The 25,083-nt window shown below is 69.3% G+C and carries 22 protein-coding genes; 18 read left to right on the plus strand and 4 right to left on the minus strand.

All coding sequences use genetic code 11. The annotated features are described in order from the left end of the window. Positions 1-39 precede the first annotated feature (39 nt). The 13 genes from infB (at position 40) to AC1D29_RS05350 (ending at position 15,730) form a co-directional block, all read left to right on the plus strand. Positions 40-3,066: a translation initiation factor IF-2 gene (infB, locus tag AC1D29_RS05290; protein WP_477894885.1), complete on the plus strand. Its 3,027-nt coding sequence runs from the start codon at positions 40-42 to the stop codon at positions 3,064-3,066. 63 nt (positions 3,067-3,129) lie between these two features. Continuing rightward, positions 3,130-3,510 (plus strand): 30S ribosome-binding factor RbfA, encoded by a 381-nt coding sequence (gene rbfA / locus AC1D29_RS05295; protein ID WP_477894886.1) that lies wholly within the window; start codon positions 3,130-3,132, stop codon positions 3,508-3,510. Beyond that, a complete protein-coding gene (truB, locus tag AC1D29_RS05300; protein ID WP_477894888.1) occupies positions 3,494-4,450 on the plus strand; it encodes a tRNA pseudouridine(55) synthase TruB in 957 nt (318 codons plus the stop codon). Before rbfA ends, truB begins: the two co-directional genes overlap by 17 nt. 24 nt (positions 4,451-4,474) lie before the next feature. Then, positions 4,475-6,298: a translational GTPase TypA gene (gene typA / locus AC1D29_RS05305; RefSeq protein WP_477894890.1), complete on the plus strand. Its 1,824-nt coding sequence runs from the start codon at positions 4,475-4,477 to the stop codon at positions 6,296-6,298. A gap of 103 nt (positions 6,299-6,401) precedes the next feature. After that, positions 6,402-7,268 (plus strand): DMT family transporter, encoded by an 867-nt coding sequence (locus tag AC1D29_RS05310; RefSeq protein ID WP_477894893.1) that lies wholly within the window; start codon positions 6,402-6,404, stop codon positions 7,266-7,268. After that, positions 7,265-8,383, plus strand: a complete 1,119-nt coding sequence (locus AC1D29_RS05315; protein WP_477894895.1) for an enoyl-CoA hydratase/isomerase family protein — start codon at positions 7,265-7,267, stop codon at positions 8,381-8,383. Before AC1D29_RS05310 ends, AC1D29_RS05315 begins: the two co-directional genes overlap by 4 nt. Continuing rightward, positions 8,380-9,372: a tRNA dihydrouridine(20/20a) synthase DusA gene (gene dusA, locus AC1D29_RS05320; RefSeq protein WP_477894897.1), complete on the plus strand. Its 993-nt coding sequence runs from the start codon at positions 8,380-8,382 to the stop codon at positions 9,370-9,372. Before AC1D29_RS05315 ends, dusA begins: the two co-directional genes overlap by 4 nt. Continuing rightward, the gene (locus tag AC1D29_RS05325) at positions 9,369-9,935 is read left to right on the plus strand and encodes a methylated-DNA--[protein]-cysteine S-methyltransferase (protein ID WP_477894899.1); all 567 of its coding nucleotides are present in this window, start codon (positions 9,369-9,371) and stop codon (positions 9,933-9,935) included. The genes dusA and AC1D29_RS05325 overlap by 4 nt, the downstream gene beginning before the upstream one ends. Positions 9,936-10,079: 144 nt before the next feature. Further along, positions 10,080-11,090, plus strand: coding sequence for a hypothetical protein (locus tag AC1D29_RS05330; RefSeq protein ID WP_477894901.1), 1,011 nt, complete (start codon positions 10,080-10,082; stop codon positions 11,088-11,090). A 31-nt stretch (positions 11,091-11,121) separates the two neighbouring features. Next, positions 11,122-12,366 (plus strand): DEAD/DEAH box helicase, encoded by a 1,245-nt coding sequence (locus tag AC1D29_RS05335; protein ID WP_477894903.1) that lies wholly within the window; start codon positions 11,122-11,124, stop codon positions 12,364-12,366. A gap of 3 nt (positions 12,367-12,369) precedes the next feature. Beyond that, entirely contained in the window at positions 12,370-12,843 is a 474-nt protein-coding gene (locus AC1D29_RS05340; RefSeq protein ID WP_477894905.1) for a CYTH domain-containing protein, read from the plus strand. Between the two features lie 139 nt (positions 12,844-12,982). Continuing rightward, positions 12,983-13,477: a hypothetical protein gene (locus tag AC1D29_RS05345; protein WP_477894907.1), complete on the plus strand. Its 495-nt coding sequence runs from the start codon at positions 12,983-12,985 to the stop codon at positions 13,475-13,477. 111 nt (positions 13,478-13,588) lie between these two features. Then, positions 13,589-15,730, plus strand: a complete 2,142-nt coding sequence (locus tag AC1D29_RS05350; RefSeq protein WP_477894909.1) for a TonB-dependent receptor — start codon at positions 13,589-13,591, stop codon at positions 15,728-15,730. On the opposite strand, the gene AC1D29_RS05355 is transcribed toward AC1D29_RS05350, so the two are convergent. Beyond that, positions 15,714-16,223 (minus strand): hypothetical protein, encoded by a 510-nt coding sequence (locus AC1D29_RS05355; RefSeq protein ID WP_477894911.1) that lies wholly within the window; start codon positions 16,221-16,223, stop codon positions 15,714-15,716. The genes AC1D29_RS05350 and AC1D29_RS05355 overlap by 17 nt on opposite strands. A 126-nt stretch (positions 16,224-16,349) precedes the next feature. Here AC1D29_RS05355 and AC1D29_RS05360 point away from each other — a divergent pair, with 126 nt between their 5' ends. Both AC1D29_RS05360 and AC1D29_RS05365 read left to right on the plus strand, forming a co-directional pair. Continuing rightward, positions 16,350-17,051 carry a heavy metal response regulator transcription factor gene (locus tag AC1D29_RS05360; RefSeq protein WP_477894913.1) on the plus strand — a complete coding sequence of 234 codons (702 nt, stop codon included), beginning with the start codon at positions 16,350-16,352 and terminating at the stop codon, positions 17,049-17,051. Continuing rightward, a complete protein-coding gene (locus tag AC1D29_RS05365) occupies positions 17,048-18,469 on the plus strand; it encodes a heavy metal sensor histidine kinase (protein WP_477894915.1) in 1,422 nt (473 codons plus the stop codon). The genes AC1D29_RS05360 and AC1D29_RS05365 overlap by 4 nt, the downstream gene beginning before the upstream one ends. 18 nt (positions 18,470-18,487) lie before the next feature. Here AC1D29_RS05365 and AC1D29_RS05370 read toward each other — a convergent pair whose 3' ends face one another. The 3 genes from AC1D29_RS05370 to AC1D29_RS05380 all read right to left on the minus strand — a co-directional run bounded on the left by AC1D29_RS05370 (position 18,488) and on the right by AC1D29_RS05380 (position 21,603). Then, complete coding sequence (locus AC1D29_RS05370) at positions 18,488-19,465, minus strand: recombination-associated protein RdgC (protein ID WP_477894917.1); 978 nt, start codon at positions 19,463-19,465, stop codon at positions 18,488-18,490. A gap of 72 nt (positions 19,466-19,537) precedes the next feature. Further along, positions 19,538-20,866: a PEP-CTERM sorting domain-containing protein gene (locus AC1D29_RS05375; protein WP_477894918.1), complete on the minus strand. Its 1,329-nt coding sequence runs from the start codon at positions 20,864-20,866 to the stop codon at positions 19,538-19,540. Between the two features lie 83 nt (positions 20,867-20,949). Continuing rightward, positions 20,950-21,603 (minus strand): DsbA family oxidoreductase, encoded by a 654-nt coding sequence (locus tag AC1D29_RS05380; RefSeq protein ID WP_477894920.1) that lies wholly within the window; start codon positions 21,601-21,603, stop codon positions 20,950-20,952. Positions 21,604-21,805: 202 nt separating this feature from the next. On the opposite strand from AC1D29_RS05380, the gene AC1D29_RS05385 reads away from it, so the two are divergent. From AC1D29_RS05385 to AC1D29_RS05395, 3 genes are read left to right on the plus strand one after another with little or no spacing between them, the layout of a single operon-like run. Next, positions 21,806-23,038 carry a hypothetical protein gene (locus AC1D29_RS05385; RefSeq protein ID WP_477894922.1) on the plus strand — a complete coding sequence of 411 codons (1,233 nt, stop codon included), beginning with the start codon at positions 21,806-21,808 and terminating at the stop codon, positions 23,036-23,038. A gap of 5 nt (positions 23,039-23,043) precedes the next feature. Beyond that, positions 23,044-23,475: a hypothetical protein gene (locus AC1D29_RS05390; RefSeq protein ID WP_477894924.1), complete on the plus strand. Its 432-nt coding sequence runs from the start codon at positions 23,044-23,046 to the stop codon at positions 23,473-23,475. Continuing rightward, the gene (locus tag AC1D29_RS05395; RefSeq protein WP_477894926.1) at positions 23,472-25,082 is read left to right on the plus strand and encodes a diguanylate cyclase domain-containing protein; all 1,611 of its coding nucleotides are present in this window, start codon (positions 23,472-23,474) and stop codon (positions 25,080-25,082) included. Before AC1D29_RS05390 ends, AC1D29_RS05395 begins: the two co-directional genes overlap by 4 nt. Position 25,083: the final 1 nt, after the last annotated feature.

Below are 25,083 nucleotides of genomic sequence, written 5' to 3' on the forward strand. Positions count from 1 at the left end.
ACGCCGCGCCGCACCAAAAGTAATTTGAAGGATCCCCACATGGCCGTGACTACCGTCGCCCAATTCGCCGCCGAGCTGAGTAAGCCGGCGGGCACGCTGCTGGAGCAGCTGCAAGCCGCGGGCGTCAAGAAGTCTTCCGTTGACGACTCGCTGAGCGAGTCCGACAAGGAACGCCTGCTCGACCACCTGCGCCTCTCTCACGGCACTGCCGCGACCGATCGCAAGAAGATCACGCTCGTCAAGAAGTCGACCACCGAGATCAAGCAGGCCGATGCCAGTGGCAAGGCCCGCACCATCCAGGTCGAAGTGCGCAAGAAGCGCACCTTCGTCAAGCGTGACGACGCCTCCGACGAGGCGTCGGCCGGTCCGGACGATGCCGATCTGCTGCGCCGCGAGGAAGAAGCCCAGGCCCAGGCCGCCGCATTGCGCGCCCAGGAAGAGGAACTCGCCGCCAAGGTGAAGGCCCGCGAGGAAGCCGAGCGCGCTGCGCGCGAGGCTGCCGAGCAGCGCCGTGCCGAGGAGCAGGCCGCCGCCGAAGCTGCCGCCAAGGCTGCAGCCGAAGCCGCTGCGGCTGTCGCTGCCGCCAAGCCCGCGGAAAAGGGTGCCGAGAAGGGCGCCGAAAAGAGCAGCGAGCAGGTCGAGGCGCGTCAGCGCAACGCCGCCGCTGCCGCTGCCGAAGCCGCCGCCATCAACAAGGCCGCCGCTGCCAAGCGTGCGCCCAAGGCCGCGCCCGTGCCCGAGGCCCCCGAGGTCGTGGCCCCGCCGCCGCCCGCGCCTGAAATCGTCGCGCCGCCGCCGCCCACACCCGTCGAGGCTGCCAAGCCGGCGCTGCGCGTCGTCAAGGCCGTCGACGCCGCTGCCGAAGAGAAGCAGAAGCAGGACGATCTGGCTCGTCGCCGCAAGGCTGCCGAGGACGAGGCCGCCAAGATCCGCGCGATGATGAACGCGCCCAAGAAGGTCTTGATCGCGGCCAAGAAGGAAGAGCCCAAGCCCGTCGAAGGTGCTGGCATCAAGGGCACTATCCACAAGAAGGCCGGCGCGCCTGGCGCGGCACCTGCCGCACCGGCGGCCGGTGCCGGCAAGCCGGGCGACAAGAAGTCGGTCAAGTCCGAGAAGCTGTCGTCCAGCTGGGCCGATGACGCCGCCAAGAAGCGCGGCCTCAAGACCATCGGTGCCGGCCCCGCCGGCGCCAACCGCCCGGGTGGCGGTGGCAACTGGCGCGCTCCGGCGCGTGGAGGTGCCGGCGGCCGCCGCGGCGATCGCAATGGCGGCAATGCGTCCAACTTCCAGGCCCCTGCAGAGATGCAGATCCAGGAAGTGCACGTGCCCGAGACCATTTCCGTGGCCGATCTGGCGCACAAGATGTCCGTCAAGGCTGCCGAGGTCATCAAGCAGTTGATGAAGCTGGGCCAGATGGTCACGATCAATCAGCAGCTCGATCAAGAGACGGCCATGATCCTGGTCGAGGAAATGGGCCACAAGGCCTTCCCCGCCAAGCTGGACGATCCGGACGCCTTCCTCGAAGAAGAAGGCATCACCGAGCAGCAGCACGAGTCGCTGTCGCGCGCCCCAGTCGTCACCGTCATGGGCCACGTCGACCACGGCAAGACCTCGCTGCTGGACTACATCCGCCGTGCCCGTGTGGCCGCGGGCGAAGCCGGTGGCATCACGCAGCACATCGGCGCCTATCACGTCGACACGCCGCGCGGCATGATCACCTTCCTGGACACTCCCGGTCACGCGGCCTTCACGGCCATGCGTGCCCGCGGCGCCAAGGCGACGGACATCGTCATCCTGGTTTGCGCGGCCGACGACGGCGTCATGCCGCAGACCAAGGAAGCCATCCACCATGCGAAGGCCGCTGGCGTGCCCATCGTGGTCGCGATGACCAAGATCGACAAGCCCGACGCCAACGTCGAGCGCGTCAAGAGCGAGTTGGTGGCCGAACAGGTCGTGCCGGAAGAGTTCGGTGGCGAGTCGCCGTTCATCGGCGTGTCGTCCAAGACCGGCCAGGGCGTGGACGAACTGCTGGAGCAGGTGCTGCTGCAGGCCGAAGTGCTGGAGCTGAAGGCGCCGGTCGAGTCCATGGCCAAGGGCATCGTCATCGAAGCCAAGCTGGACAAGGGCCGCGGCCCGGTGGCCACGGTGCTGGTGCAGAGCGGCACGCTCAAGCGTGGCGACGTCGTGCTGGCGGGTTCCACCTTCGGCCGCGTGCGCGCCATGCTGGACGAAGACGGCAAGGCCTGTACCGAGGCTGGCCCGTCCATCCCGGTCGAGATCCAGGGCCTGACCGAAGTGCCGCAGGCGGGTGACGAGTTCATGGTGCTGGGCGATGAGCGCCGCGCCCGCGAGGTCGCGACCTTCCGCCAAGGCAAGTACCGCGACGTCAAGCTGGCCAAGCAGCAGGCCGCCAAGCTGGAGAACATGTTCAGCGAGATGGGCGCCGGCGACGTGCAGACGCTGCCGCTGATCATCAAGTCCGACGTGCAGGGTTCGCAGGAAGCGCTGGCCGCCTCGCTGCTCAAGCTCAGCAACGCCGAGGTCAAGGTGCAGATCGTCCACGCGGCGGTTGGCGGCATCAGCGAGAGCGACATCAACCTCGCCATCGCCTCCAAGGCCGTCATCATCGGCTTCAACGTGCGGGCTGACGCCGGTGCGCGCAAGCTGGCCGAAGGTAACGCCGTCGATCTGCGTTACTACAGCATCATTTACGACGCTGTGGATGACGTGACCAAGGCGATGTCCGGCATGCTGGCGCCTGAGCAGCGCGAAGAAGCGCTGGGCACGGCCGAGATCCGCGTCGTGTTCGTCGCCTCCAAGATCGGCACGGTGGCCGGCTCCATGGTCACCAGCGGCCTGGTGCGTCGTGGTGCTCGCTTCCGCCTGCTGCGTGAGAACACCGTCATCTTCACGGGTGAGGTGGACTCGGTGCGCCGGGAGAAGGACGACGTCCGCGAAGTCAAGGAAGGCTTCGAGTGCGGTATCAAGCTCAAGAACTACAGCGACATCAAAGAAGGTGATCAGCTCGAATTCTTCGAGATCAAGGAAGTGGCCCGCACGCTCTGACCTCCAATCCCGAGGGTTAACCCCGCCCCTCGGGGCGGGGTTTGTTCTTTCAGGAAACCTGCCATGAGACACAAACGCGCCATCCCCAACCGAGCCTTCCGCGTCGCCGACCAGATCCAGCGCGATCTGGCGGAGCTGATCCGCGAGCTCAAGGATCCGCGCATCGGCATGGCGACGATCAATGCGATCGAAGTCACGCCGGACTACGCTCACGCGAAGGTGTTCTTCTCCGTGCTGATCGGCGACCCGGCCGAGACGCAGGAAGCGCTGAACGAGGCGGCCGGTTTCCTGCGCAACGGGCTGTTCAAGCGCCTGCAGATCCACACGGTGCCGACGCTGCACTTCCAGTTCGACCGCACCATCGAGCGTGCGGCCGAGATGAGTGCGCTGATCAACAAGGCCAACGCGACGCGCGCGCTGGATGCCGATGAGCCCAACGACTGAGCTCCAGCGCCCGCCCCGGGTACGCATCCAACGCCGCGCGCTGCACGGCGTGTTGTTGCTCGACAAGCCGCTGGGCCTGTCGAGCAACGACGCATTGCAGAAGGCCAAGTGGCTGCTGCGCGCCGAGAAGGCCGGCCACACCGGCACGCTGGACCCGCTGGCGACCGGCCTGCTGCCGCTGTGCTTTGGCGCGGCGACCAAGTTCAGCCAATTGAGCCTGGACGCAGACAAGCGCTACCTCGCGACGCTGGCCTTGGGTATCCGCACGACCACCGGCGATGCCGAAGGCGAGGTGCTGGAGCGCCTGGACGCCGATCACATCACGCCCGAGCAGATCGCGGCCGCCTGTGCCGCCTTCACGGGCGAGATCGACCAGATGCCGCCGATGTACTCGGCACTGAAGCACGAGGGCAAGGCGCTGTACGAATACGCGCGCGCCGGCGTCGAGATCGAACGCAAGAGCCGTCGCGTGACGATTCATGCCATCGACATCGTCAGCGTGCAGGCTGGCACCGTGACCCTCGACGTCCGTTGCACCAAAGGCACCTACATCCGCACGCTGGCCGAAGACATCGGCGCGAAGCTGGGCGTGGGCGCGTCGCTGGCCGCGCTGCGCCGCACGGGCTCCGGCAGCCTGACGTTGGACGGCAGCATCACGCTCAGCGGCCTGGAGGCGATGCCCGAAGAGCAACGCGCCGCGCTGCTGACCTCGCCCGACCGCCTGCTGGCCGACGCGCCCGAACTGCGCCTGCCCGCGGCTGAAGCGGCCCGTTTCCTGTCCGGGCTGCGCCGCCGTGTCGACGCGCCCGATGCCGGTCGCGTGCGCGTCTACGGCCCCGAATCGCGTGCCTTCCTCGGCAGCGCCCACATCACCTCTGGCGAGTTGATCGCCGACCGCCTGTTGACCCCGCCGGAGGTCCAGGCTCTGCTCTCCGCCTGAACCGGTTTTTTCCAAAGCATCACCATGACCACCCCGATCCGCAACATTGCCATCATTGCCCACGTCGACCACGGCAAAACCACCATGGTCGACCAACTGCTGCGCCAGAGCGGTACCTTCGCCGACCACGAAAAGGTCGTCGACACCGTCATGGACAGCAACGCCATCGAGCGCGAGCGCGGCATCACCATCCTGGCCAAGAACTGCGCCGTGTCGTGGGGTGGCACGCACATCAACATCGTCGACACCCCCGGCCACGCGGACTTCGGCGGTGAAGTCGAGCGCGCGCTGTCCATGGTGGACGGCGTGGTGCTGCTGATCGACGCACAGGAAGGCCCGATGCCGCAGACGCGCTTCGTGACCAAGAAGGCGCTGGCCCTGGGCCTCAAGCCCATCGTCGTCGTCAACAAGGTCGACAAGCCGGGCGCCAAGCCCGACGCCGTCATCAACGCCGCGTTCGACCTGTTCGACAAGCTGGGCGCCACCGACGAGCAGCTGGACTTCCCGGTCGTCTACGCCTCCGGCATCAATGGCTGGACGTCGCTGACCGAAGGCGCGCCGGGCGAGCAGTGGGGCCCCGACATGTCGGCGCTGTTCGACACCGTGCTGAAGCACGTGCCGGCCCAGTCCGGTGACCCGGCCGCCCCGCTGCAGCTGCAGATCTCGGCGCTGGACTTCTCCACCTTCGTCGGCCGCATCGGCGTGGGCCGCATCAGCCAGGGCACCATCAAGCCCGGTATGCAGGTCGCCGTCATGGAAGGCCCGGACGGCAAGACCGTCAACGGCCGCATCAACCAGGTGCTGACCTTCCACGGCCTGGACCGCGTGCAGGTCACCGAAGCCGGCCCGGGCAACATCGTGCTGATCAACGGCATCGAGGACATCGGCATCGGCGTGACCGTGACCGACCCGCTCAACCCGGCGCCGCTGCCCATGCTGAAGGTCGACGAGCCGACGCTGACGATGAACTTCTGCGTCAACACCAGCCCGCTGGCCGGCCGCGAAGGCAAGTACGTCACCAGCCGCCAGATCTGGGACCGCCTGCAGAAGGAGTTGCAGCACAACGTGGCGCTGCGCGTGAAGGAAACCGATGAAGACGGCATCTTCGAGGTCTGCGGCCGCGGTGAACTGCACCTGACCATCCTGCTGGAAAACATGCGCCGTGAAGGCTACGAGCTGGCCGTCTCCAAGCCGCGCGTGATGTTCAAGGACGTCGACGGCGAGAAGCAGGAGCCGATGGAGCTGGTGACGGCCGACGTGGAAGAAACCCACCAGGGCGGCGTCATGCAGGCGCTGGGCCTGCGCAAGGGTGAGATGCTGAACATGGAACCGGACGGCCATGGCCGCGTGCGCCTGGAGTACCGCATCCCCGCCCGTGGCCTGATCGGCTTCAGCAACGAGTTCATGAACCTGACCCGTGGCTCGGGCCTGATCTCGTCGATCTTCGACGGCTACGAAGCCCACAAGGGCGACATCGGCGGCCGCAAGAACGGCGTGCTGATCTCCATGGACGACGGCGAGATCTTCACCTACGCGCTGGGCAAGCTGGACGACCGCGGCCGCATGTTCGTGAAGCCCAACGACCCGGTGTACGAAGGCATGATCGTCGGCATCCACAGCCGCGACAATGACCTGGTCGTCAACGCGACGCGCACCAAGCAGCTGACGAACTTCCGCGTCTCCGGCAAGGAAGACGCGATCAAGATCACGCCGCCCATCGAGCTCACGCTGGAATACGGCGTCGACTTCATCGACGACGACGAGCTGGTCGAGATCACGCCCAAGAGCGTGCGTGTGCGCAAACGCCACCTGTCCGAGAACGAGCGCAAGCGAGCCCAGCGCAGCTGAGCACGCTTGCGCTGGCGCGGCGCCTTGAGCTCCCCCCAGCCCCTCCGGGAGGGGGCTAGCCAGTTGATTGCCCGCGCCCCGTTTCACGGGGCGCTCTTCGTTGATGACGCACCGTTCGGCCGTTCTGCTGATGTTGCTGGTCACGCTGATGTGGAGTTCGGCGGGCGTCGTCACGAGGCATCTCGACGCGGCGCGGGGCTTCGAGATCACGTTCTGGCGCAGCGCGTTCAATGCGGCGGCGCTGGTGCTCATCCTGGGCGTCATGCGGGGCAGGGCGCTGTGGGCCGCCATGCGGGGCGGCGCGGTCTGGGCGTCGGGCGTCTGCTGGGCCGTCATGTTCACGGCCTTCATGGTGGCACTGTCGCTGACGACGGTGGCCAATGTGCTGGTGACGATGTCGCTGTCGCCGCTGTTCACGGCGATCTTTGCGCGCGTGTTTTTGCGGCAGCCGATTCCGGCGCGTACCTGGTGGGCCATCGCGGTCGCTGGTGCCGGCATCGCCTGGATGTTCGGTGGCCAGCTCGGCGGGCCGCTGCTGGGTGTGTTCGTGGCCTTGGGTGTGCCGCTCGCCGCCGCGTCGAACTGGTGTCTGCTGCAAAAGGTCGGCCAGAAGGGCGACATGCTGCCCGCCGTGCTCATCGGCGCGCTGATCTCCATGGCTGTCACGCTGCCGCTGGCCTGGCCGATGCAGGCCGGCGCGCACGACCTGGGTCTGCTGGCCTTCCTCGGGGTCTTTCAGCTCGCCGTACCCTGCCTGCTCGCGGTGCGCCTGGCGCGTGAGCTGCCCAGCCACGAACTGGCACTGCTGGGCCAGGCCGAAACGCTGCTGGGCGTGCTGTGGGCCTGGGCTTTTGCGGGCGAACACCCGGGCAGCGCCGCGCTGATTGGCGGTAGCCTTGTGCTTGCCGCGCTGGTCGCCAATGAGGCGCTGGCGCCTCCTTCCGTCAAAACCGTCCTGAAGAACGCATGAACGACGATCTGATTCCGACCTTAGGTGCAGACGGCCACATCCAGGCCGAGGTCAATGGCTGCCTGGGCCTCGTCACGCTGAACCGCCCGCAGGCGCTGAACGCGCTGTCGCTGGCGATGATCCGCGACATCACGGCACTGCTGAACCACTGGGCCACGCGCCCCGAGATCCAGGCCGTGGCCGTGCTGGGCGCCGGCCGCGAAGGCAAGCCTCCGGCCTTCTGTGCGGGTGGCGACATCCGCTTCTTCCACCAGGCCGCCCACGCGGGCGATCCCGCGCTGGAGGACTTCTTCACCGAGGAATACCGGCTCAACCACCTGATCCACAGCTACCCCAAGCCCTACATCGCGCTGATGGACGGCATCGTCATGGGCGGCGGCATGGGCATCAGCCAGGGCGCCAAGCTGCGCGTGCTGTCGGAGCGTTCCAAGCTCGCCATGCCCGAGACCGGCATCGGCCTGTTCCCGGACGTGGGGGGCGGCTACTTCCTGGCGCAATGCCCAGGGCATGTCGGCGAATGGCTGGCGCTGACCGGCCACGCGATTGCCGCCGGTGACGCCATCGAATGGGGCCTGGGCGATGTTTTCGTGCGCGCCGAGCAGTGGCCCGCGTTGATCGAAGACCTGCGCCACGGCGCCCAGCCCAACGCCGAGCACGTTGTCGCGACGGTCATGGAGCGGGCCGACCTCGCACCGATCTCGGCGCCCAAGGCCACGATGGACCGCATCGACCGCCACTTCGGCCAGCCCAGCGTCGCCGCCATCCTTGACTCGCTGGCTCAGGCCGACGACGACTGGGCGCGCGAAACGCTTGCGACCTTGCGCAAGCGCTCCCCGACGATGATGGCCGTCACGCTGGAGCTGGTGCGCCGCGGCCGCAAGCTCAGCCTGGCCGACGACCTGCGCCTGGAGCGCGACCTCGTGCACCACGCCTTCCACCTGCGTGGTGCCGCGCGCAGCGAGACGGTCGAGGGCGTACGCGCGCTGGCGGTGGACAAGGACCATGCGCCGCGCTGGCACCCGGCGACGGTGGCCGACATCGACGCGGCGGAGGTGGAGGCCTTTTTCGTCAGCCCCTGGACGCCTGATCAGCACCCGCTGAGAGACCTGGAATGACCGACCCGCGTCACAGTCCCTGGCGCTTGTCCGTCGCGCCCATGATGGACTGGACCGACCGGCATTGCCGCTATCTCCACCGCCTCATCACCCGCCGCACGCTGCTGTACACCGAGATGGTGACGACCGGCGCGCTGCTGCACGGTGACCAGCCGCGCCACCTCTACTTCAACGACGAGGAACACCCGGTCGCGCTGCAACTCGGCGGCAGTGAGCCCGTCGACCTGGCGGCCAGCGCCAAGCTGGCCGAGCGCTGGGGCTATGACGAGGTCAACCTGAACTGCGGCTGCCCCAGCGAGCGTGTTCAGAAGGGGGCTTTCGGCGCCTGCCTGATGGCCGAGCCGCAATTGGTGGCCGACTGCGTGAAGGCCATGCGTGACGCGACCACGCTGCCGGTCACCGTCAAGCACCGCATCGGCATCGACAGAAACGAAAGCTACGACTTCGTGCGTGACTTCGTCGGCACCGTGGCCCAGGCGGGCTGCGAGGTCTTCATCGTGCATGCCCGCAATGCCTGGCTGCAAGGGCTCTCGCCCAAGGAAAACCGCGAGATCCCGCCGCTGCGCTACGGCCTCGTGGCAGAACTCAAACGCGAGTTCCCGCAGCTGACCATCGCCATCAATGGCGGTTTGAAGAATGCCGAGGAGATCGCCGAGCAGCTGACGCAGGTCGACGGCGTCATGATCGGCCGCGAGGCCTATCACGAGCCCTGGAGCATGGCGCGGTGGGACTCACGCTTCTTCGGCCAGCCTGACCCGGCCGCCTCGCGTGAGCAGGTGGAGGAGGCCTGGCTGGACTACCTCGACCGCGTGCACGCCAACGGCCGCTCCTGGTCGCATGCCATGCGCCATGCGCTGGGCCTTTGGAACGGCACGCCCGGCGCACGGCGCTGGCGCCAGGTCTGGAGCGACCACCGGCTGAAGATGCTTGCGCCGCGCGAGGTCGCCGCGCGTGCGACAGCGGCACGCCTGGGGCAGGGCATGGCATGAAGCCGCAGTTCGCCGTCTTCGCCACCGCGCTGGGCCATTGCGGCATCGCGTGGCGCGGGGATGCGAGCGAAGGCCTGATCGGCTCGCAGCTGCCGGCGGCGGATGTGACCGCGCTGCGCGTGCTGATGCAGCAGCGCTTCGACGGCGCCGTCGAAGCCGAGCCGCCCGAACCCGTGCGCGACGCCATTGCGCGCATCCAGCGCCTGCTGGCCGGTGAGACGGCCGACCACCGCGAACTGCTGGCCGTCAAGCTCGACGACCGCGCGGTGCCCGAGTTCGACCGCCAGGCGCTGTGGCTGACGCGCCAGATCCCCGTCGGCCAGACGCGCACCTATGGCGAGATCGCGGCCGCGCTGGGCGACGCCGGTGCGGCGCGCGCCGTGGGCCGCGCCGAGGGTCACAACCGTTTCGCGCCCATCGTGCCCTGCCATCGCGTGCTGGGGGCGGGCGGTGCGCCGACGGGCTTCTCGGCGCCCGGCGGCGTCGAGACCAAGCGCCGCATGCTGCTCATCGAGGCCCGCGCGGCCGGGCAGCTGGCGGGCGACCAGCAGCCGCTCTTTTGATTGTCTGACAAGGACGTTCGCGGCGTCCTACTTGCCGATTTGGCGTCGGCCGATGGTGGCCCCAAGGGCCCGAGCCTCCAATCGCATCACCGGCGCTGGGACCGGTGACAGCGCAACGGCGCATCAGCCGATTCAGGAGTCTCCATGTCGTACATCCGCCGCCTGCCCGTGGTGACCTCATTGCTGCTGGCGTCAGTGTTGACGGCCTGTGGTGGTGGTGGTGGTGGCTCGTCAGGTGCCGCGGCCACCCCCGCCGCCCCCGCTGCGTCCACCGTGACCAATCCGGTGCCGGCCCCGCCGGACCCGGCGCCTGGCGTGGCCTGCGCCCCGGGCGACGCGCCCCTCGTTCGCGCCGCCGTGTTCTCGCTGGTGAATGTGGTGCGCTCGGCGACGGGGCTGCCGCAGTTCGCGCGCCTGCCGGCCTTCGACAGCACGGCACAAGCCCACGCCCAGTACATGGTGGCCAACGGCAGTGCCGGCGTGGACGAGACCCAGGGCCTGCCCTGCTTCACCGGCGCTGACTTGCCGCAGCGCCTGGCCGGCGCCGGCCTCGTGACCACCGACCAGCCCGGTGCGCGTGCGCGCAGTGAAATCGTGTTCGCCTATGCGACGCCGGCCGGCACCGAGGCCCAGCCCTGGGACCTTGTCAACGACACGCTGCACAACCTGTACGGCCGCATGTTCCTGCTGGACCCGCGCATCCAGCAGATGGGGCTGGGCTTCTCGGCCAAGCCAGCCAGCCAGCAGCGGGCCATGGTGTTCGACACGGCCCTGATGCCCGACGGCGTGCCGGCTGATGCCGCGGCCTGGGTGGTGTGGCCGCGCAGTGGCGCGACCGACCTGCCGGTGCAGATGCGGGCGTCCAATTTCAAGCCGCTGGATGCCAGTTTCACCGAGGGCTATCCGGTCTCGCTGCATGCCGTGTCGCCCGTGCAGGTCAGCCGCTTCGTGATGACGAACGCCGCCGATGGCGCCGTCATCGCCGCCACCGTGGTGACCGGCGCCAACGACCGCCATGGCTTCCTGACGCTGGGCGAGGCCGCGCTGGTGCCCCATGCGCCGCTGGCCGCCGGCAGCACCTACCGCGTCGAGCTGGATGCCACCGTGGGCGCCACGCCGCTGCACCTCAGCTGGTCGTTCACGACGGCGTCCTGACGCCGCGGCCGCGCGGCCGCGACAATCGCGCATGTCTTTTGCATCCCTGGGCCTCGCGCCCGCCCTGCTGCGCGCCGTGCGCGAGCAGGGCTATCACGCCCCCACCGCCGTTCAGGCCGCGGCGCTGCCCCCTGTGCTGGCCGGTCGCGATGTGCTGGCCCTGGCGCAGACCGGCTCCGGCAAGACCGCTGCTTTCGCGCTGCCGCTGCTGCAGCGGCTGATCGAAGCGCCACCGCGCCCCGGTCCGCGCGTGCTGGTGATGGCGCCAACGCGTGAGCTGGCCGCGCAGACGGCACAGGTGCTGCGCGAGCTGGCGGCCACGCTGCTGCACCGCCCCAAGATCGCGCTCGCGTTCGGGGGCGTCTCCATCAACCCGCAGCTGATGGCGCTGCGCGGCGGCTGTGACGTCATGGTGGCCACGCCCGGCCGGCTGCTGGACCTGCTGGACCACAACGGCCTGACGCTGGCCGGCGTGCAATGCTTGGTGCTGGACGAGGCCGACCGCCTGCTGGGCCAGGGCTTTGCCGACGAGTTGCAGCGCCTGCTGGCCCAGCTGCCGGCGCAGCGCCAGTCACTGCTGTTCTCTGCCACCTTTCCGCCGGCCGTGCAGGCGCTGGCTGCGCAACTGCTGCGCGAACCGGTGCGCATCGAGATCGACGAGGCGCCGCCGCAGATCAGCCAGCGTGCCATCCAGCTGGACCGCGCCCAGCGCCTGCCCGCGCTGCGCCAGCTCCTGAAGGACCAGGCCTGGCCGCGCGTGCTCGTCTTCGTTGCCAGCCGCTACACGGCCGAGCTGGTGTCGGACAAGCTGTTCGCCCATGGCTTCAAGGCCGGCGTGCTGCATGGCGAGCTGAGCCAGGGCGCGCGGCGCGATGTGCTGGCGGCGTTGAAGTCCGGCGAGGTCGCCGTGCTGGTGGCCACCGACGTGGCCGCGCGCGGCCTGCACGTGGACGCGCTGGATGCCGTCGTCAACTACGAGCTGCCACGCTCGGCCGCCGACTACACCCACCGCATCGGCCGCACCGGCCGCGCGGGCGCCGAGGGCGTGGCCATCAGCTTCATCTGCGCGGACAGCGCCGAGAACGCCGAGAGCCATTTCCGCCTCATCGAGAAGCGCCAGGGCCAGCGCGTGCCGCGCGAGCAGCTGCCGGGCTTCGAGCCCGAGGCCGTGGCGACGCAAACGCAGGCCGTGGGGGGCATCAAGAGCAGCACGCGCAAGAGCAAGAAAGACAAGCTGCGCGAGGCCGCCGCGCGCGCCGCGGACGACGGGAGCTGAACGATGGGCATAGAGATCGAACGCAAGTTCCTCGTCACGGGCGAGGGCTGGCGCCAGCCGGCCACCGCGCAGACCCGCTTCAGCCAGGGCTACCTCAGCCGCGACCCGGCGCGCACGGTGCGCGTGCGCATCGCCGCCGAGCGCGCCTTCCTGACGATCAAGGGCGCGACCCAGGGCGCCACGCGCGCCGAGTTCGAGTACGAGATCCCGCTCGCCGATGCGCAGCAGCTGCTGGCCATGTGCGCTGGCCCGGTCGTCGAGAAGATTCGCCACCTGTGCGTGTTCGACGGCATGACCTGGGAGGTCGACGAGTTCCTGGGCGCCAACGCCGGCCTCGTCGTGGCGGAGATCGAACTGCAGTCCGAGAGCCAGACCTTTGCGCACCCGGCCTGGCTGGGCGCCGAGGTGACGGGCGACGCCCGCTACGTCAACGCCAACCTGGCGGTGAATCCGTTCCTGAGCTGGGTGGCGGATTGAACCTGCAGGCTTGAACTTTGGGGGGCACGGAATCCGCCGGCGAGCCGGCCGCGTAGGAGCCATGAAGCGCATGTCATACGCAGGCAATGCCTGCCAAGGATGATGCTTCACTTGGCTTGCCCTCCTGATCGTCACGCCCGTGCCCCTCGCCCTGTCATCACTGCTGCAACGAACGCGCGCCGGCCTTCTGATGCTGCTGCTGGTCGTGTTGCCGTTGCAGAGCGTGATGCAGCTGGTGGCCGGCGTCCAGGGGCATCGCCACCTGCACACGGGCGCGGCGCCAGCCACAGCCTCGCCGTCGCCGCTGCGGCTGTTGCTGGACCAGTTGCACGCCGCGCAGGATCCGAGGCTCAAGGGCCCCAAGCTCGCCTGGGTGCCCAGCAGCGGCCCCGCGGCCGGGCTGCACGCGCACGGCGGCGTCTTTCACGAGCACTCGCACGCCGACAGCGCCGACGCACTGGACGTCGGTGACCCGGCCGACGAGTCGGTGCAGGGCGGTGCAACGGCCTTCCTGGCCTGGCTGCCCGTGGCCTTGGCGTTGCCGGCCGCCGAGGGTAGCAACCGGCCCGCTGCCGTTGACGGCGACTGGCGTGACCGCATCGTCGCGCCACCGCTGACGCCGCCTCGCGGCTGACATCGCCCCGGGCGCGCCTTGCGCCCACCGCCACGCCCTGCCTGCCTTCCGCCTGTTGCCCCGACAGGCGGCGCCTGCGCACGCCCGCAGGTCTCCTTGCCGAGAACTCAAATGCCCCTAGCCCGTCCGCCGCGACCGTTGCGCGGCTTCATGCCGACGCTGCTGGCCACCGCCTGCCTGCTGGCCGTCACAACAGCACAAGCTCAAACCGAAGCGCCGGTCGCCGCTGCGGTCACGGTCGCGGCCGCCAGCCATCTGGAACGCGTGGAGATCACCGGTCGTCACTACGACAACGCCATCGGCAGCACCGACGCGGCCTCGCAAGGCAGCATCCGTGCCGAACTGCTGAAGAGCCGCCCCGCGCAGCGCCCGGGCGAGGTGCTGGAATTCGTGCCCGGCGTCATCGTCACGCAGCACTCCGGTGACGGCAAAGCCAACCAGTACTTCCTGCGCGGCTTCAACCTGGACCACGGCACCGACTTCGCGACCTCCATCAGTGGCATGCCCGTCAACATGCCCACGCATGGCCACGGTCAGGGCTACTCGGACATGAACTTCCTCATCCCCGAGCTGGTCGAGCGCATCGAATACCGCAAGGGGCCGTACTTCGCCAAGAGCGGCGACTTCGCCGCCGCCGGCGCGGCCGACATCGACTACCGCACGACGCTGGACGAGAACTTCGCCGCGTTGACGCTGGGCCAGCGCCAGTTCCGCCGCTTCGTCGGCGCCGGCTCCGCGACGCTGGGCAACATGCACCTGCTGGGTGCCGTCGAGGTGCAGCACAACGACGGCCCGTGGAAACTGCCGGAGCGTCTGCGCAAGAGCAACGGCGTGCTGACGCTGTCCGGCGGCACGCGCGCCGAGGGCTGGAGCGCCAGCGTGATGGGCTATGGCGCCACATGGACGTCGACCGACCAGGTCCCCGAGCGGCTGATTGCCGCCGGCACGTTCAACGGCCGGCCCTTCGGGCGTTTCGACGCCATCGACAAGAGCGACGGCGGTGAGACGCGCCGCACCAGCCTGTCCGGCGAATGGCACCGCAGCAGCGACGCGGGCACCATGCACGTGTCGGCCTATGCGATGAGCTACCGGCTCAAGCTGTTCTCCAACTTCACCTACGCGCTGGAGCGCCCTGACGACGGCGACCAGTTCTCGCAGCAGGACCAGCGCAGCGTGTACGGCGCCAACGCCAGCCACGCGTTTGACCATCGCATCGGCGGCCTGTCGGCCAGGAGCGAGGTCGGCCTGCAGGTGCGCCATGACCGCATCCGTGTCGGCCTGTTCGACACCGTGGAGCGCCGCGCCATCGCGACGACGCGTGACGACGACGTGCGCGAAACACTGGCCGGCGTCTACGGCCAGACGTCGGTGGAGCTGACGCCCTGGCTGCGCAGCGTCGTCGGCCTGCGCGCGGACGGGGCGCGCTTCAAGGTCGACAGCCGGATGAACTCAGCAGTTGGGGCGGCCAACTCGGGCAGTGCATCGGCCCACCTGCTGAGCCCGAAGTTCGCGCTCATCGCCGGCCCGTGGGCCAAGACCGAGTTCTTCTTCAACGCCGGGCGCGGCTTTCACAGCAACGACGCGCGCGGCACGACGGCCACCGTCGACCCCAAGACCGGTGACGCCGTTGCCAAGGTGCTCGGGCTGGTCGCGGCGCGCGGCATGGAACTGGGCGCACGCACGGAGTGGCTGCCGGGCCTGCAGAGCTCGGTCGCACTGTGGAAGCTGGACTTCGACTCCGAGCTGGTCTACGTCGGAGACGCTGGCGCCACCGAAGCCAACCGCCCCAGCAAGCGTCACGGCATCGAATGGAACAACCGCTACGTCCCCGTGCCCTGGCTGCTGATCGACGCCGACCTGGCCTGGACGCACGCGCGCTTCGCCGATGCCGACCCGGCCGGCAGCCGCATCCCGAACGCTGTCGACAAGGTCGCCTCGATTGCCGTCACGGCACGCGACCTCGGCCCCTGGTCGGCCAGCGTGAACTGGCGCTACCTGGGCTCGGGCGCGCTGATCGAGGACAACAGCGTGCGCTCGCGGTCGTCGCTGACGACCAACGTGCGCGTCAGCCGCAAGCTGTGGGCAAAGGCCGAGCTGACGCTCGACGTCTTCAACGTCATGGACCGCAAGGTCAACGACATCGAGTATTTCTACGAATCGCAACTGCCCGGCGAGGCCGCGCCGGTGGCTGACCGGCACGTGCACCCCGCCGAGCCGCGCACGGTGCGCGTGACCCTCAAGATGGGTTTCTGACCTCGCGCCTGCGGCTGGCCCGCCGTGCCAGCGCCTGCAGCAAGGAGCCCGCGAGGAAGACCACCAGCCAGGCCAGCAGCGCCGTCTTCACCAGCGGCGACTCCGGCCCGCTGGCCAGCGGCTGGCCGGCGGGCAGGCGGGTCAGCGTCTCGTTGATGCCCGGCACCAGCAGCAGGAAGAAGGTGAACGACAGCCCGAACGTGGCCAGGTAGGGCCGGGCACGGCCCAGGAAGGCCAGCCGCGGCGCGAGCAGGGCGCCGGCCATGGCCAGCAGCGCGAGGATGCCCAGCGCATGGCCGGGGTTGAACCCGCCCGTGCTCGACAGCCCGAAGGCCGTCAGCACGGACAGCACCAGCCCGACGACGTAGACGCGGCCGGAGCGGGTGCCGGGATCAATGCGCCGGTGGCGGGCGAAGGCGTACAGGCCGGCGATGAGCGGCAACAGGCTGATGGCGGTGTGGACCATGCCCAGGGTCGACAAGGGGGGACGCATGCGGTTGTCTTTCGGGTGTGTTGACGATGGACGTCACTCTAGGAATTCGGGCGCCTCCCGGGGGTGACATGTGGATGACAAAAACGTCATCCCGTCCGCCGAGGCGGCTGCGCACAATCCGGCCCCATGAAGATCCTCGTCATCGAAGACGACCCCAAGACCGGCGACTACTTGAAGAAGGGGCTGCGCGAGAGCGGCTACGCGGTGGACCTGTCGCGCACCGGCACTGACGGCCTGCAGATGGCCTTGAACAACGTCTACGACCTGGTGGTGCTGGACGTGACGCTGCCCGGCATCGACGGCTGGCAGATCATGCCGGCGCTGCGCAGCAAGGGGAACGGGAGGGGCGACATGCGCGTGCTGTTCCTGACCGCGCGCGACCAGCTCAGCGACCGCATCCGCGGCCTGGAGCTGGGCGCCGACGACTACCTCGTCAAGCCGTTCTCGTTCACCGAGCTGGTGCTGCGGATCCGCACGCTGCTGAAGCGCGGCGCCGTGCGCGAGGCCGATGTCTACGAGGTGGCCGACCTGAAGCTGGACGTGCTGCGCCGCAAGGTCACGCGCGAGGGCCTGGAGATCGCGCTGACGAACAAGGAGTTCCTGCTGCTGCACCTGCTGGTCAAACGCCAGGGCGAGGCGCTGTCGCGCACGCTGATCGCGTCCGAGGTGTGGAACATGAACTTCGACAGCGACACCAACGTCGTCGACGTGGCCATCAAGCGGCTGCGCGCCAAGGTCGACCGGCCATTCGCGACGCCGCTGATCCACACCGTGCGCAGCATCGGCTACGCGTTTGGCGACGTGCCTGCCGAGGGGGCGGCTGAATGAGGGCCACCCGCTGGCTGCCGCGCTCGCTGGCCGTGCGCGTGACGCTGCTGTGCGGGCTGATCGCCGTCTGGACCACCGGCATGCTGGGCATGTACTTCTTCTTCGCCGCGCGCACCGGCATCACCGCGCATGCCGACGAGCAGCTGATCGGCCGCGCCGAGCACTTCCGCCGCCTCGTCGTCGATGCGCAGACCATCGCCGACCTGCGCGACCGCTCCCTGCTGTTCGAAGCCTTGCTGGGTTCGGCCAGCGACGTGCTGATCCTGCGCCGCGCCGGCGAGGCGCCGCTGGTGGAGGTCAACCCCGACCACGCGGCGGTGCCGGCCGACATCCCGCCGGTCGCCGCTGGCCGGCCCATCGGTCCAAAGGACGTGCGTGATGTCCAGGCGCCTGGCCAGCCGCGCCTGCACTGGGTGTCGGCCCAGGCCCGCTCCGGGCAGGATGGCGCGCTGATCGAGGTTGTCGCGGGCCACCCGCTGGTCAGCGAGATGCAGATGATCGTCAAGGCCCGCAACCAGGCGCTGGCCAGCACGCTCATGGCGATGGCGGCGTGCACGCTGCTGGTCTGGCTGGTGCTGCGCCACGGGTTGCGGCCGCTGCGCCGCGTGGCCGAGCAGGCGGCGCTGATCAACCCGATCAACCTGGCCATCCGGCTGCCGGCACAGGATGCGCCTCAGGAGCTGCAGGACATGGTGGCCGTGTTCAACGCGATGCTGGACCGCGTCGCGACCGGCTATGAGCGGCTGTCGCAGTTCTCGGCCGACCTGGCGCACGAGATCCGCACACCGGTCGGCGCGCTGATCGGGCAGACGCAGGTGGCGTTGAACCGGCCGCGCGAAGCCGCCGAGTACCAGCAGCTGCTGGAGTCCAACCTGGAGGAGCTGAACCGGCTGCGGCTGATCGTCGACAACATCCTGTTCCTCGCGCAGGCCGACCACGCCACGCTGCAGATCGAGCGCGCGTCGCTGGACATGGCCGACGAGCTGCAACGCATCGCGGAGTACTTCGACGGCCCCGCGGACGAGGCCGGGCTGCGTTTCGAGGTGCAGGCAAGCGGCTCGGCACTCGTCAACGCGCCGCTGTGCCGGCGCGCCATCCACAACCTGGTGGTCAACGCGCTGCGCTACAGCCGGGCCGGCACGACGATCCACCTGATCGGCCAGCAGGACGAGGCCGGCGCGACGATCGCGGTGGAGAACGAAGGCGAGCCCATCCCGGTGGAGCAGCTGGCGCGGCTGTTCGATCGCTTCTACCGCGCCGATGCGTCGCGTGGCCGGCCGGCGGAGTCCAGCGGGCTGGGCCTGGCCATCGTCAAGGCCATCATGGCGCTGCACGGCGGCGAGGCCCGCGCGTCGTGCACGCCGGCCGGCACGATCCGCTTCGCGCTGCGCTTCCCCACGGGCAAGGCGAGCGTCTGACGGCGCCCGCCGCGGCGATCACCAGGGCGGCGCTTCGCTGACGGCTTCCTCGGCCGTGGGAGCGGGCAGGGCGGCCGGCGCCGGCGGGGTGCCGGCGGCCGCGAAGTCGTGCTCGCCGCCCAGGCCCTCGATCAGCGCCGGGATCAGCCGGCCCAGCTCGCCGGTGGCCAGCGCCAGGTCGGCGTCGAAGGCCTCGTCGCCGCTGGCCTCGGGCCGACCTTCGAAGGCCAGGTCCAGGAAGCTGATCTTCTTGACCGCGAAGCCCTCGGTCAGCGTGAAGGCGACGCGCTCGTTCCAGCTCAGCGCCAGGCGCGTGGGCATCTTGCCGCTGGTCAGGTGGGCGCGGACCTCGTCGATGTCCAGCGGGTGGCGGGCGTAGCGCACGACGGGCTTCTGCTCGTCGCTGCCCTTGAGCTCGCACTCGCGCTCGATCTGGAAGCCTTCGGGCGTCACGCCGTCCATCAGCCACGCGGCCATCACGGCGGCGGGGCTTTCGGCCGTCTGCACCAGCTGCAGCGAGAGGCCGGGGCTGGCCTGGATCAGCAGCGTGATGACCTCGTCTGCACGGCTGCTGGAGCCGGCATCGACGAACAGCAGGTGCTGCTGGGGCGCAATCCAAACCTGCGTGGCGGAGGTCTTGGTGAAGGCGCGCGGCAGCAGCTCGTGCTCGGCTTGCTCCTTCAGCTCCTTCTTGGCCTTCTTGCCGGGCTTGCGACCGGTCGTGGCCTCGATGTGCTCGGCCAGCTCGTCCACGCGTTCCTGCACGACGGAGGAGGGCAGCAGGCGCTGTTCGCGCTTGAGCTTGACGAGCCAGTGGCCGTCCACGACCTCGACGAGGGGCGCGTGCTCGATGCCGCGCGGCGGTGTCCAGCCGACGGCCAGGGGCTGCGTCGGTGCGCAAGGCAGGAAGGTTTCCTTGGCGAGCTGTTCGGCGAGCTGTTTGGCGTCGGCCGTCCAGCCTTCGCCAATGCGGTAGGTGATGAGATTCTTGAACACGGGAAAACAGGGCTCCAGACAAACGCGAAGCCCGCCAGTGGCGGGCTTTCTTAACTTCTGGGCCGGATTGTCTCAGGCTTGGCGGCGGCGCCATGTCAGCAGCGCGGCAACACCCGCCAGCCACAGCGCCCAGGTCGCCGGTTCGGGGATGGCTTCGGCGGTCAGCGCCTGCATCGTGCCGGTGAAACTGCCATTGGCGACAAACGACAGCCCGGTGACGAAACCGGTCACGTCGAAGGCGTTGACACCGGCCGACGGCTCGATGCCGCGGATCTGGAAGCGGTCCACGCCGGTCGTGAAACCGTGGGCCGTGAAGTCGAAGCTGGCGCCCGCGGCGATGGCATCGGCGCTCTTCTGCCAGGCGCTGCCCGTCCAGGTCCAGACCTCGTAAAGCCCATCGCCGACGTTGCTGGCGACCTGCACGGTCTTGAAGTTGGGGTCACCCGCACCGGTCGCGTAGCTGAAGCCGGTGGCAACGACCGGGTCGATGAAGGTGATGTGGTCGGCGCCGACGTCGGCGACGTTGAAGCCATAGACCGGGCCGGCCAGCAGGCCCGATGTCGTCGGCACCGGTGTCAATGTTGGCAGCTCGATGTTGCTGACACCGGCGGGCAGTGTGGCGGGGTTGATGGGCGTGAAGTCGAAATACGACGTGGAGCGCGACACCGGACTGCCGTCGGCGCGCAGGTGGTTGAGGTCGATGGCGATCGAGTAGTGCGTGCCATAGCTCAGCAGGCCGGCCGGCACCGTGAAGCTGGTGCTGCCGAGCGCCGCGCTCTGGAAGAGCTGGTCCGACTGCAGGAAGCTGTACGGGTCGCCGTAGCGAGATTCCACGGTGGCGGGGTGGCTGTTGTCGAACACGCGCACGCGCATCTGGTCAATGCTGGTGGGCGTGCCGCCTGGCAGCGTCCAGCTCACGCTGGGGGTCAGGCCCGAGCCGCTCACGGTCATCGAGCTGACGAAGGGCATGGCGCCCACGTTGCCAAGCCCAGGTGTCTGATAGACGGTGTTGGGGTTGAAGCTCGCGTTGGTGGACAGGTAGATGCGCCAGGAGCCGGTCAGCGTCGGGTCATAGGGGCGCGAGGCGTAGTACTGGTGCGGCAGCGCGGTCATGTCGCGCTCGAAGAGGCGCTGCTTGATCCAGTCCGGGTCTGTCGTGAAGGAGTCGCAGGTCTTGCCCACCGGGCAGGTGCCCGAGAAGCCGTAGACATAGGCGCCGGGGTTGTCGACGGGCGGGGCGACGCCGTTGACGCCCCAGACGATGATGTCCCCGGTCGCGCGGTTGCCGCTGTTGGCACTGTTGTTGACCCGAAGGTCAAACAGGCTCACGCCGGTCGGCGTGGCGGCCGTGGCGCTGGCGGTGGCCGAAAGCGCCATCGCGGCGGCAAGCAAGGTCTTCATCAGCGTCTCCTGGCAGTGCCAGGTGAGCGTAGCGCGGGGGCCGGCCGCGCCCATCCTCACAAGTGGGGACAGGCGGGTTCGTCCTAGGCCGGCGTCGTCATGACCTGGCGCAGCAACTGCTCGAAGACCTCGACCGACTGCCCGCCCTGGATCAGGTGGCGCTGGTTGACGACGATGGCCGGTACCGCATGGATGCCCTGGGCATGCACCTCGGCCTCGGCGGCGATGACGTCATCGGCGTAGCGCGTGCCAGCGAGCAGCTCGCGGGCCTCGACCTCCGGCAGGCCGGCAGCGGTGGCCAGGTCCAGCAGCACGACGTGATCGGACACATCCCGGCCTTCGCTGAAATAGGCCTTCAACATCGCCACCTTGAGTGTGCGCTGCACGCTGCCACCGAAGGCCTCGTCGGCCCAGTGCAGCAGGCGGTGGGCGTCGCGCGTGTTGTAGATGCGGCTGCGCGCCTCCATGCGGAAGTCGAAGCCCAGCGCCGCGCCGCGCTCGCGGATGGCCTGGCGGGTGCCGGCCAGCGCGGCCGGGCTCGCGCCGTATTTTTCGGCCAGATGCTCCTCGATGTCCTGGCCGGCGGGGCCCATCTTCGGGTTGAGTTCGAAGGGGTGGAAGTGCAGGTCCAGCTCCAGTCCGGGGATGCGCGCCGCGGCGGCTTCCAGCGAATACAGGCCGATGGCGCACCAGGGGCAGACGATGTCGGAGATGAAGTCGATACGCATGCGTGGCATTTTCACGGGGCGGTGCCGACCCTGGTGCGTGCAAGGTTGGGGCGAGCGTGATGGGGTTGCAATTCGTCGCCGTCGGGCTTGCCGCGGCGGCAGGCCAGGGCCTAATAATCGCTGCACAGTGTGCGTTTCACCCATGCCAGACCAGACATCCCGACGACGTTGTTGGCAGCACGGCCTGCTTGCGGCCCTGGCCGCAGTGGCCATGGTGGGCGCCGCCCAGGCCGAGGAAGCGGACAAGCCGACCAGCGTTGGCGGCCTGCGCTTGAGCGGCTTCGGCAGCCTGGGGCTCAGCCATGTTGACGCCCCGGCCGGCTGGGGCTTCCGGCGCGAGCTGACGCAGTCCGGCACGGACGCCACCTGGCGCGGCGACGTCGACACGCGGCTGGGCGTGCAACTGAACTACGCGCTGGGCAGCCAGCTCGAACTGGTCGCTCAGGCCATCGCGAAGAAGCGCGGCGCCTTTGCCGCCGACAGCGACGCGCTGGAATGGGCGCATATCAGCTACCGCCCCAACGCCGAGTGGGCGCTGCGCGTGGGTCGCGTGAATGTGGACGCCTTCCTGATGGCCGACTACCGCAATGTCGGCTACGGCTTCACGACCGCACGGCCCCCCGTGGAGTTGTACGCCCGGTTGCCGACCACGCTGGATGGCGGCGACGTGGCGCGCAGCTGGTTCCAGGGCGAGGCGCAGTGGCGGGTCAAGCTCATGACCGGCTCGACGGACATCGGCGACAGCAACTTTTCCAAGGCCGGCCGGCTGAACTCGGTGGTCGCCGGCATGGTGTCGCGCGAGGAAGGCGGCCTGCTGGTGCGCGCCAGCATTGCGCGCGCGCGCATCCACTTCGACCAGACGGATCTGCAGCCCGGGCTGGCATTCCTGGGCCAGCTCGGCGCGCTGCCCCTGCCGGCCATCGCCACCCAGGCGCGCACGTTGCGCGAGCGCCTGAGCGCCAACGGCATCCGGGCCATCTTCTCGGAGTTGGGCGTGCGGTACGAGCTGGCCGACTGGCAATGGAGCGCCGAGTTCGTGCGCGTCTCGGCCGCGCCGCTCACGACCGAAAACACGGCCTATGCCACGCTCGGCCACCGGCTGGGCGACTGGACGCCCTACGTGGGCTACGGCGTGGCGCGCAATGCCGTGCCCGTGCTGAGCCCGCCCGTGTGGCAGGAGGCGCTGACGCCGGTGATCGGCCCGGCCGGCGCGGCACAGGCGCAGCTGCTGGGCAACGCCGCCACCGGCGTGCTGAACGGCGCACGCCTGGAACAGTCCAGCTGGTCCATCGGCGTGCGTTGGGACTTCCATCCCCAGGCGGCGCTGAAGCTGCAATGGGACCGCGTGCGTGTGCCGACCGGCGGCTCGTCGCTGTGGACGGGCGCCGACGGTAGTGCGGCGCGCGCCACCGTTGCGACCGCCGTCGTGGACTTCATCTTCTGAAGACCATGCTGGCCCGCATCACCTTCGTCCTCGCACTGCTGGCCTGCGCGCTGCCGGCGCGGGCCGATTTCTACATCGTCGTGCACGCCAGCAACCCGCAGCGCGCGTTGACGCAGAAGGACGCCGTGGACCTCTTCATGGGCCGCAGCCGCGCGTTCGCGAACGGCGACTTCGCGCTGATCTTCGACCTGCCGCGCGACCACCCGCGCCGCGCGGCCTTCTACCAGGCGCTGACCGGCATGGGCGTGGCCCAGGTCAACAGCTACTGGTCGCGGCTGATGTTCTCGGGCCAGAGCGTGCCGCCGCAGGCCTTGCCGGACGAGACTGCCATGGCCGGCATCCTGCGCCGCAACCCGAGCGCGCTGGGCTGGCTCAGCAAGGAGCCGACCGAGGCCGGCCTGCGCACGGTGCTGGTCATCAAAGAGCCGGCCAAATGAGGGCGCCCACGCCGCGGGTACGTGGCGCGAACAGCCTGCAGTTGCGCTTCATGTTGCTGGTGTTCGCCAGCGCGGCGCTGCTGGCCGTCGCCGCGGCCACCATCGCCTACCAGCTGGGACAGGCGCGCGCGCTGGCCAGCAGCCGCAGCGGCGTCGAGGCGCTGGCGCTGGCCGTCGAGAAGACGCTGTCCATCGGCGCGTTCGCCAACGACACCGTGCTGCTGCAGGAGGTGGCGGGTGGCCTGGCGCGCAACGAGTTGATCGACGTCGTCGAGGTGGTGGCCGCCGACGGCCGGGCGCTGGCCAAGGTGTTGCGGTCCGGTGCCACCGAGCGGCTCGATGCGACGCTGCTGACGCGCCCGGTCGTGTCGCCCTTCGATGCCAAAGAACACCTGGGCCAGCTGCGCATCCGCCTGAACGACGCCAAGGTGCAGGCCGACGCCGACCGCGAGGCCTACACGTTGGCGGCGGCGATGGCCGGGCAGGCCGCGCTGCTGGCGCTGATCCTGTACCTGCTGGCCGCGCGCATGGTGTCGCGACCCATCGTGCGGCTGGCCAGCGCGCTGCGGCGCATGACGCCGGGCTCCGGCGAGCGGCTGGAGACGCCCGCGAACCACGCGGCCGACGAGATCGGCGTGCTGATCGCCGGCGCGAACGCGCTGCTCGATTCCAACGCGCGTGCATTGCAGACCGAGCGCAGCCTGCGTGCCGAGGTCGAGGCGATGGAGGCCCAGTACCGCCAGATCTTCGACTCCAGCAGCGCCGGCATCTTCGTGCTCAACGAGGGCGGCCGCCTGATCAACGGCAACCCGACGGTGTCGCGCGTCGTCGGCCTGTCCATGGGTGAGCTGCGCGAGCTCAGCGAGGATGACTTCATCGCCCGCGTCTTCCACCGGCCCGAGCAGGTGCGCCAGATGATCGACGACGCGACGCGCCGTGGCGAGACGGTGTCTGCCGACCTGGAGCTGGTGCAGCAGGGCGATGAGCGGCGCTGGGTGCACTGCCTGATCTCCGTCCAGCATGTCGACGGGCAGACGGTCGAGGGCGTCATCTACGACATCACCGAGCGCAAGAGTGACGAGAACGAAGTGCGCCACCGCGCCGAACACGACGCGCTGACCCAGCTGAAGAACCGCGCCGCCGGCCAGGCGACGCTGGAACGCTTTGCCAGCGAGGCGCAGTCGCGCGGCGCGTCGCTGGCCGTGGCCTGCATCGACCTGGACGGCTTCAAGCACATCAACGACAGCCACGGCCACCAGGCAGGCGACGAGGTGCTGGTGGCCTGCGCCGAGCGCATGCGCGCGGCAGTGCGGCGCTCGTCCGACCTGGTCGCGCGGCTGGGCGGCGATGAATTCATCATCGCGCTGCGCGATGTGGGCGCCGGCGACGCCGTGCTGGCCCAGGCCATGCAGGACCTGCTCGAAGGCCTGTCCCAGCCCATCGTGCTGACCACGGGCGAGGCAGTCAGTGTGGGCGTCAGCATCGGCGTGGCCTGCCTGCCCATCCATGGCAGCGAGCCACAGCGGCTGACGCGCGCCGCCGACGAGGCGCTGTACCACGTCAAGCGCAACGGCAAACAGGCCTTCGCGCTGGCCGTGCCGGGCTGAC

The sequence above is a fragment of the Roseateles sp. P1_C6 genome, assembly GCF_056406315.1.

What these genes read in the sequence shown, in the direction of transcription:
- typA (WP_477894890.1), top strand. Translation starts at nt 4,475, where the DNA reads ATGACCACCCCGATCCGCAACATTGCCATCATTGCCCACGTCGACCAC.
- truB (WP_477894888.1), top strand. Translation starts at nt 3,494, where the DNA reads ATGAGCCCAACGACTGAGCTCCAGCGCCCGCCCCGGGTACGCATCCAA.
- AC1D29_RS05330 (WP_477894901.1), top strand. Translation starts at nt 10,080, where the DNA reads ATGTCGTACATCCGCCGCCTGCCCGTGGTGACCTCATTGCTGCTGGCG.
- AC1D29_RS05380 (WP_477894920.1), bottom strand. Translation starts at nt 21,603, where the DNA reads ATGCCACGCATGCGTATCGACTTCATCTCCGACATCGTCTGCCCCTGG.
- infB (WP_477894885.1), top strand. Translation starts at nt 40, where the DNA reads ATGGCCGTGACTACCGTCGCCCAATTCGCCGCCGAGCTGAGTAAGCCG.
- AC1D29_RS05315 (WP_477894895.1), top strand. Translation starts at nt 7,265, where the DNA reads ATGAACGACGATCTGATTCCGACCTTAGGTGCAGACGGCCACATCCAG.
- AC1D29_RS05375 (WP_477894918.1), bottom strand. Translation starts at nt 20,866, where the DNA reads ATGAAGACCTTGCTTGCCGCCGCGATGGCGCTTTCGGCCACCGCCAGC.
- rbfA (WP_477894886.1), top strand. Translation starts at nt 3,130, where the DNA reads ATGAGACACAAACGCGCCATCCCCAACCGAGCCTTCCGCGTCGCCGAC.
- AC1D29_RS05310 (WP_477894893.1), top strand. Translation starts at nt 6,402, where the DNA reads ATGACGCACCGTTCGGCCGTTCTGCTGATGTTGCTGGTCACGCTGATG.
- AC1D29_RS05390 (WP_477894924.1), top strand. Translation starts at nt 23,044, where the DNA reads ATGCTGGCCCGCATCACCTTCGTCCTCGCACTGCTGGCCTGCGCGCTG.
- AC1D29_RS05350 (WP_477894909.1), top strand. Translation starts at nt 13,589, where the DNA reads ATGCCCCTAGCCCGTCCGCCGCGACCGTTGCGCGGCTTCATGCCGACG.
- AC1D29_RS05365 (WP_477894915.1), top strand. Translation starts at nt 17,048, where the DNA reads ATGAGGGCCACCCGCTGGCTGCCGCGCTCGCTGGCCGTGCGCGTGACG.
- AC1D29_RS05395 (WP_477894926.1), top strand. Translation starts at nt 23,472, where the DNA reads ATGAGGGCGCCCACGCCGCGGGTACGTGGCGCGAACAGCCTGCAGTTG.
- dusA (WP_477894897.1), top strand. Translation starts at nt 8,380, where the DNA reads ATGACCGACCCGCGTCACAGTCCCTGGCGCTTGTCCGTCGCGCCCATG.
- AC1D29_RS05340 (WP_477894905.1), top strand. Translation starts at nt 12,370, where the DNA reads ATGGGCATAGAGATCGAACGCAAGTTCCTCGTCACGGGCGAGGGCTGG.
- AC1D29_RS05325 (WP_477894899.1), top strand. Translation starts at nt 9,369, where the DNA reads ATGAAGCCGCAGTTCGCCGTCTTCGCCACCGCGCTGGGCCATTGCGGC.
- AC1D29_RS05335 (WP_477894903.1), top strand. Translation starts at nt 11,122, where the DNA reads ATGTCTTTTGCATCCCTGGGCCTCGCGCCCGCCCTGCTGCGCGCCGTG.
- AC1D29_RS05360 (WP_477894913.1), top strand. Translation starts at nt 16,350, where the DNA reads ATGAAGATCCTCGTCATCGAAGACGACCCCAAGACCGGCGACTACTTG.
- AC1D29_RS05385 (WP_477894922.1), top strand. Translation starts at nt 21,806, where the DNA reads ATGGTGGGCGCCGCCCAGGCCGAGGAAGCGGACAAGCCGACCAGCGTT.
- AC1D29_RS05355 (WP_477894911.1), bottom strand. Translation starts at nt 16,223, where the DNA reads ATGCGTCCCCCCTTGTCGACCCTGGGCATGGTCCACACCGCCATCAGC.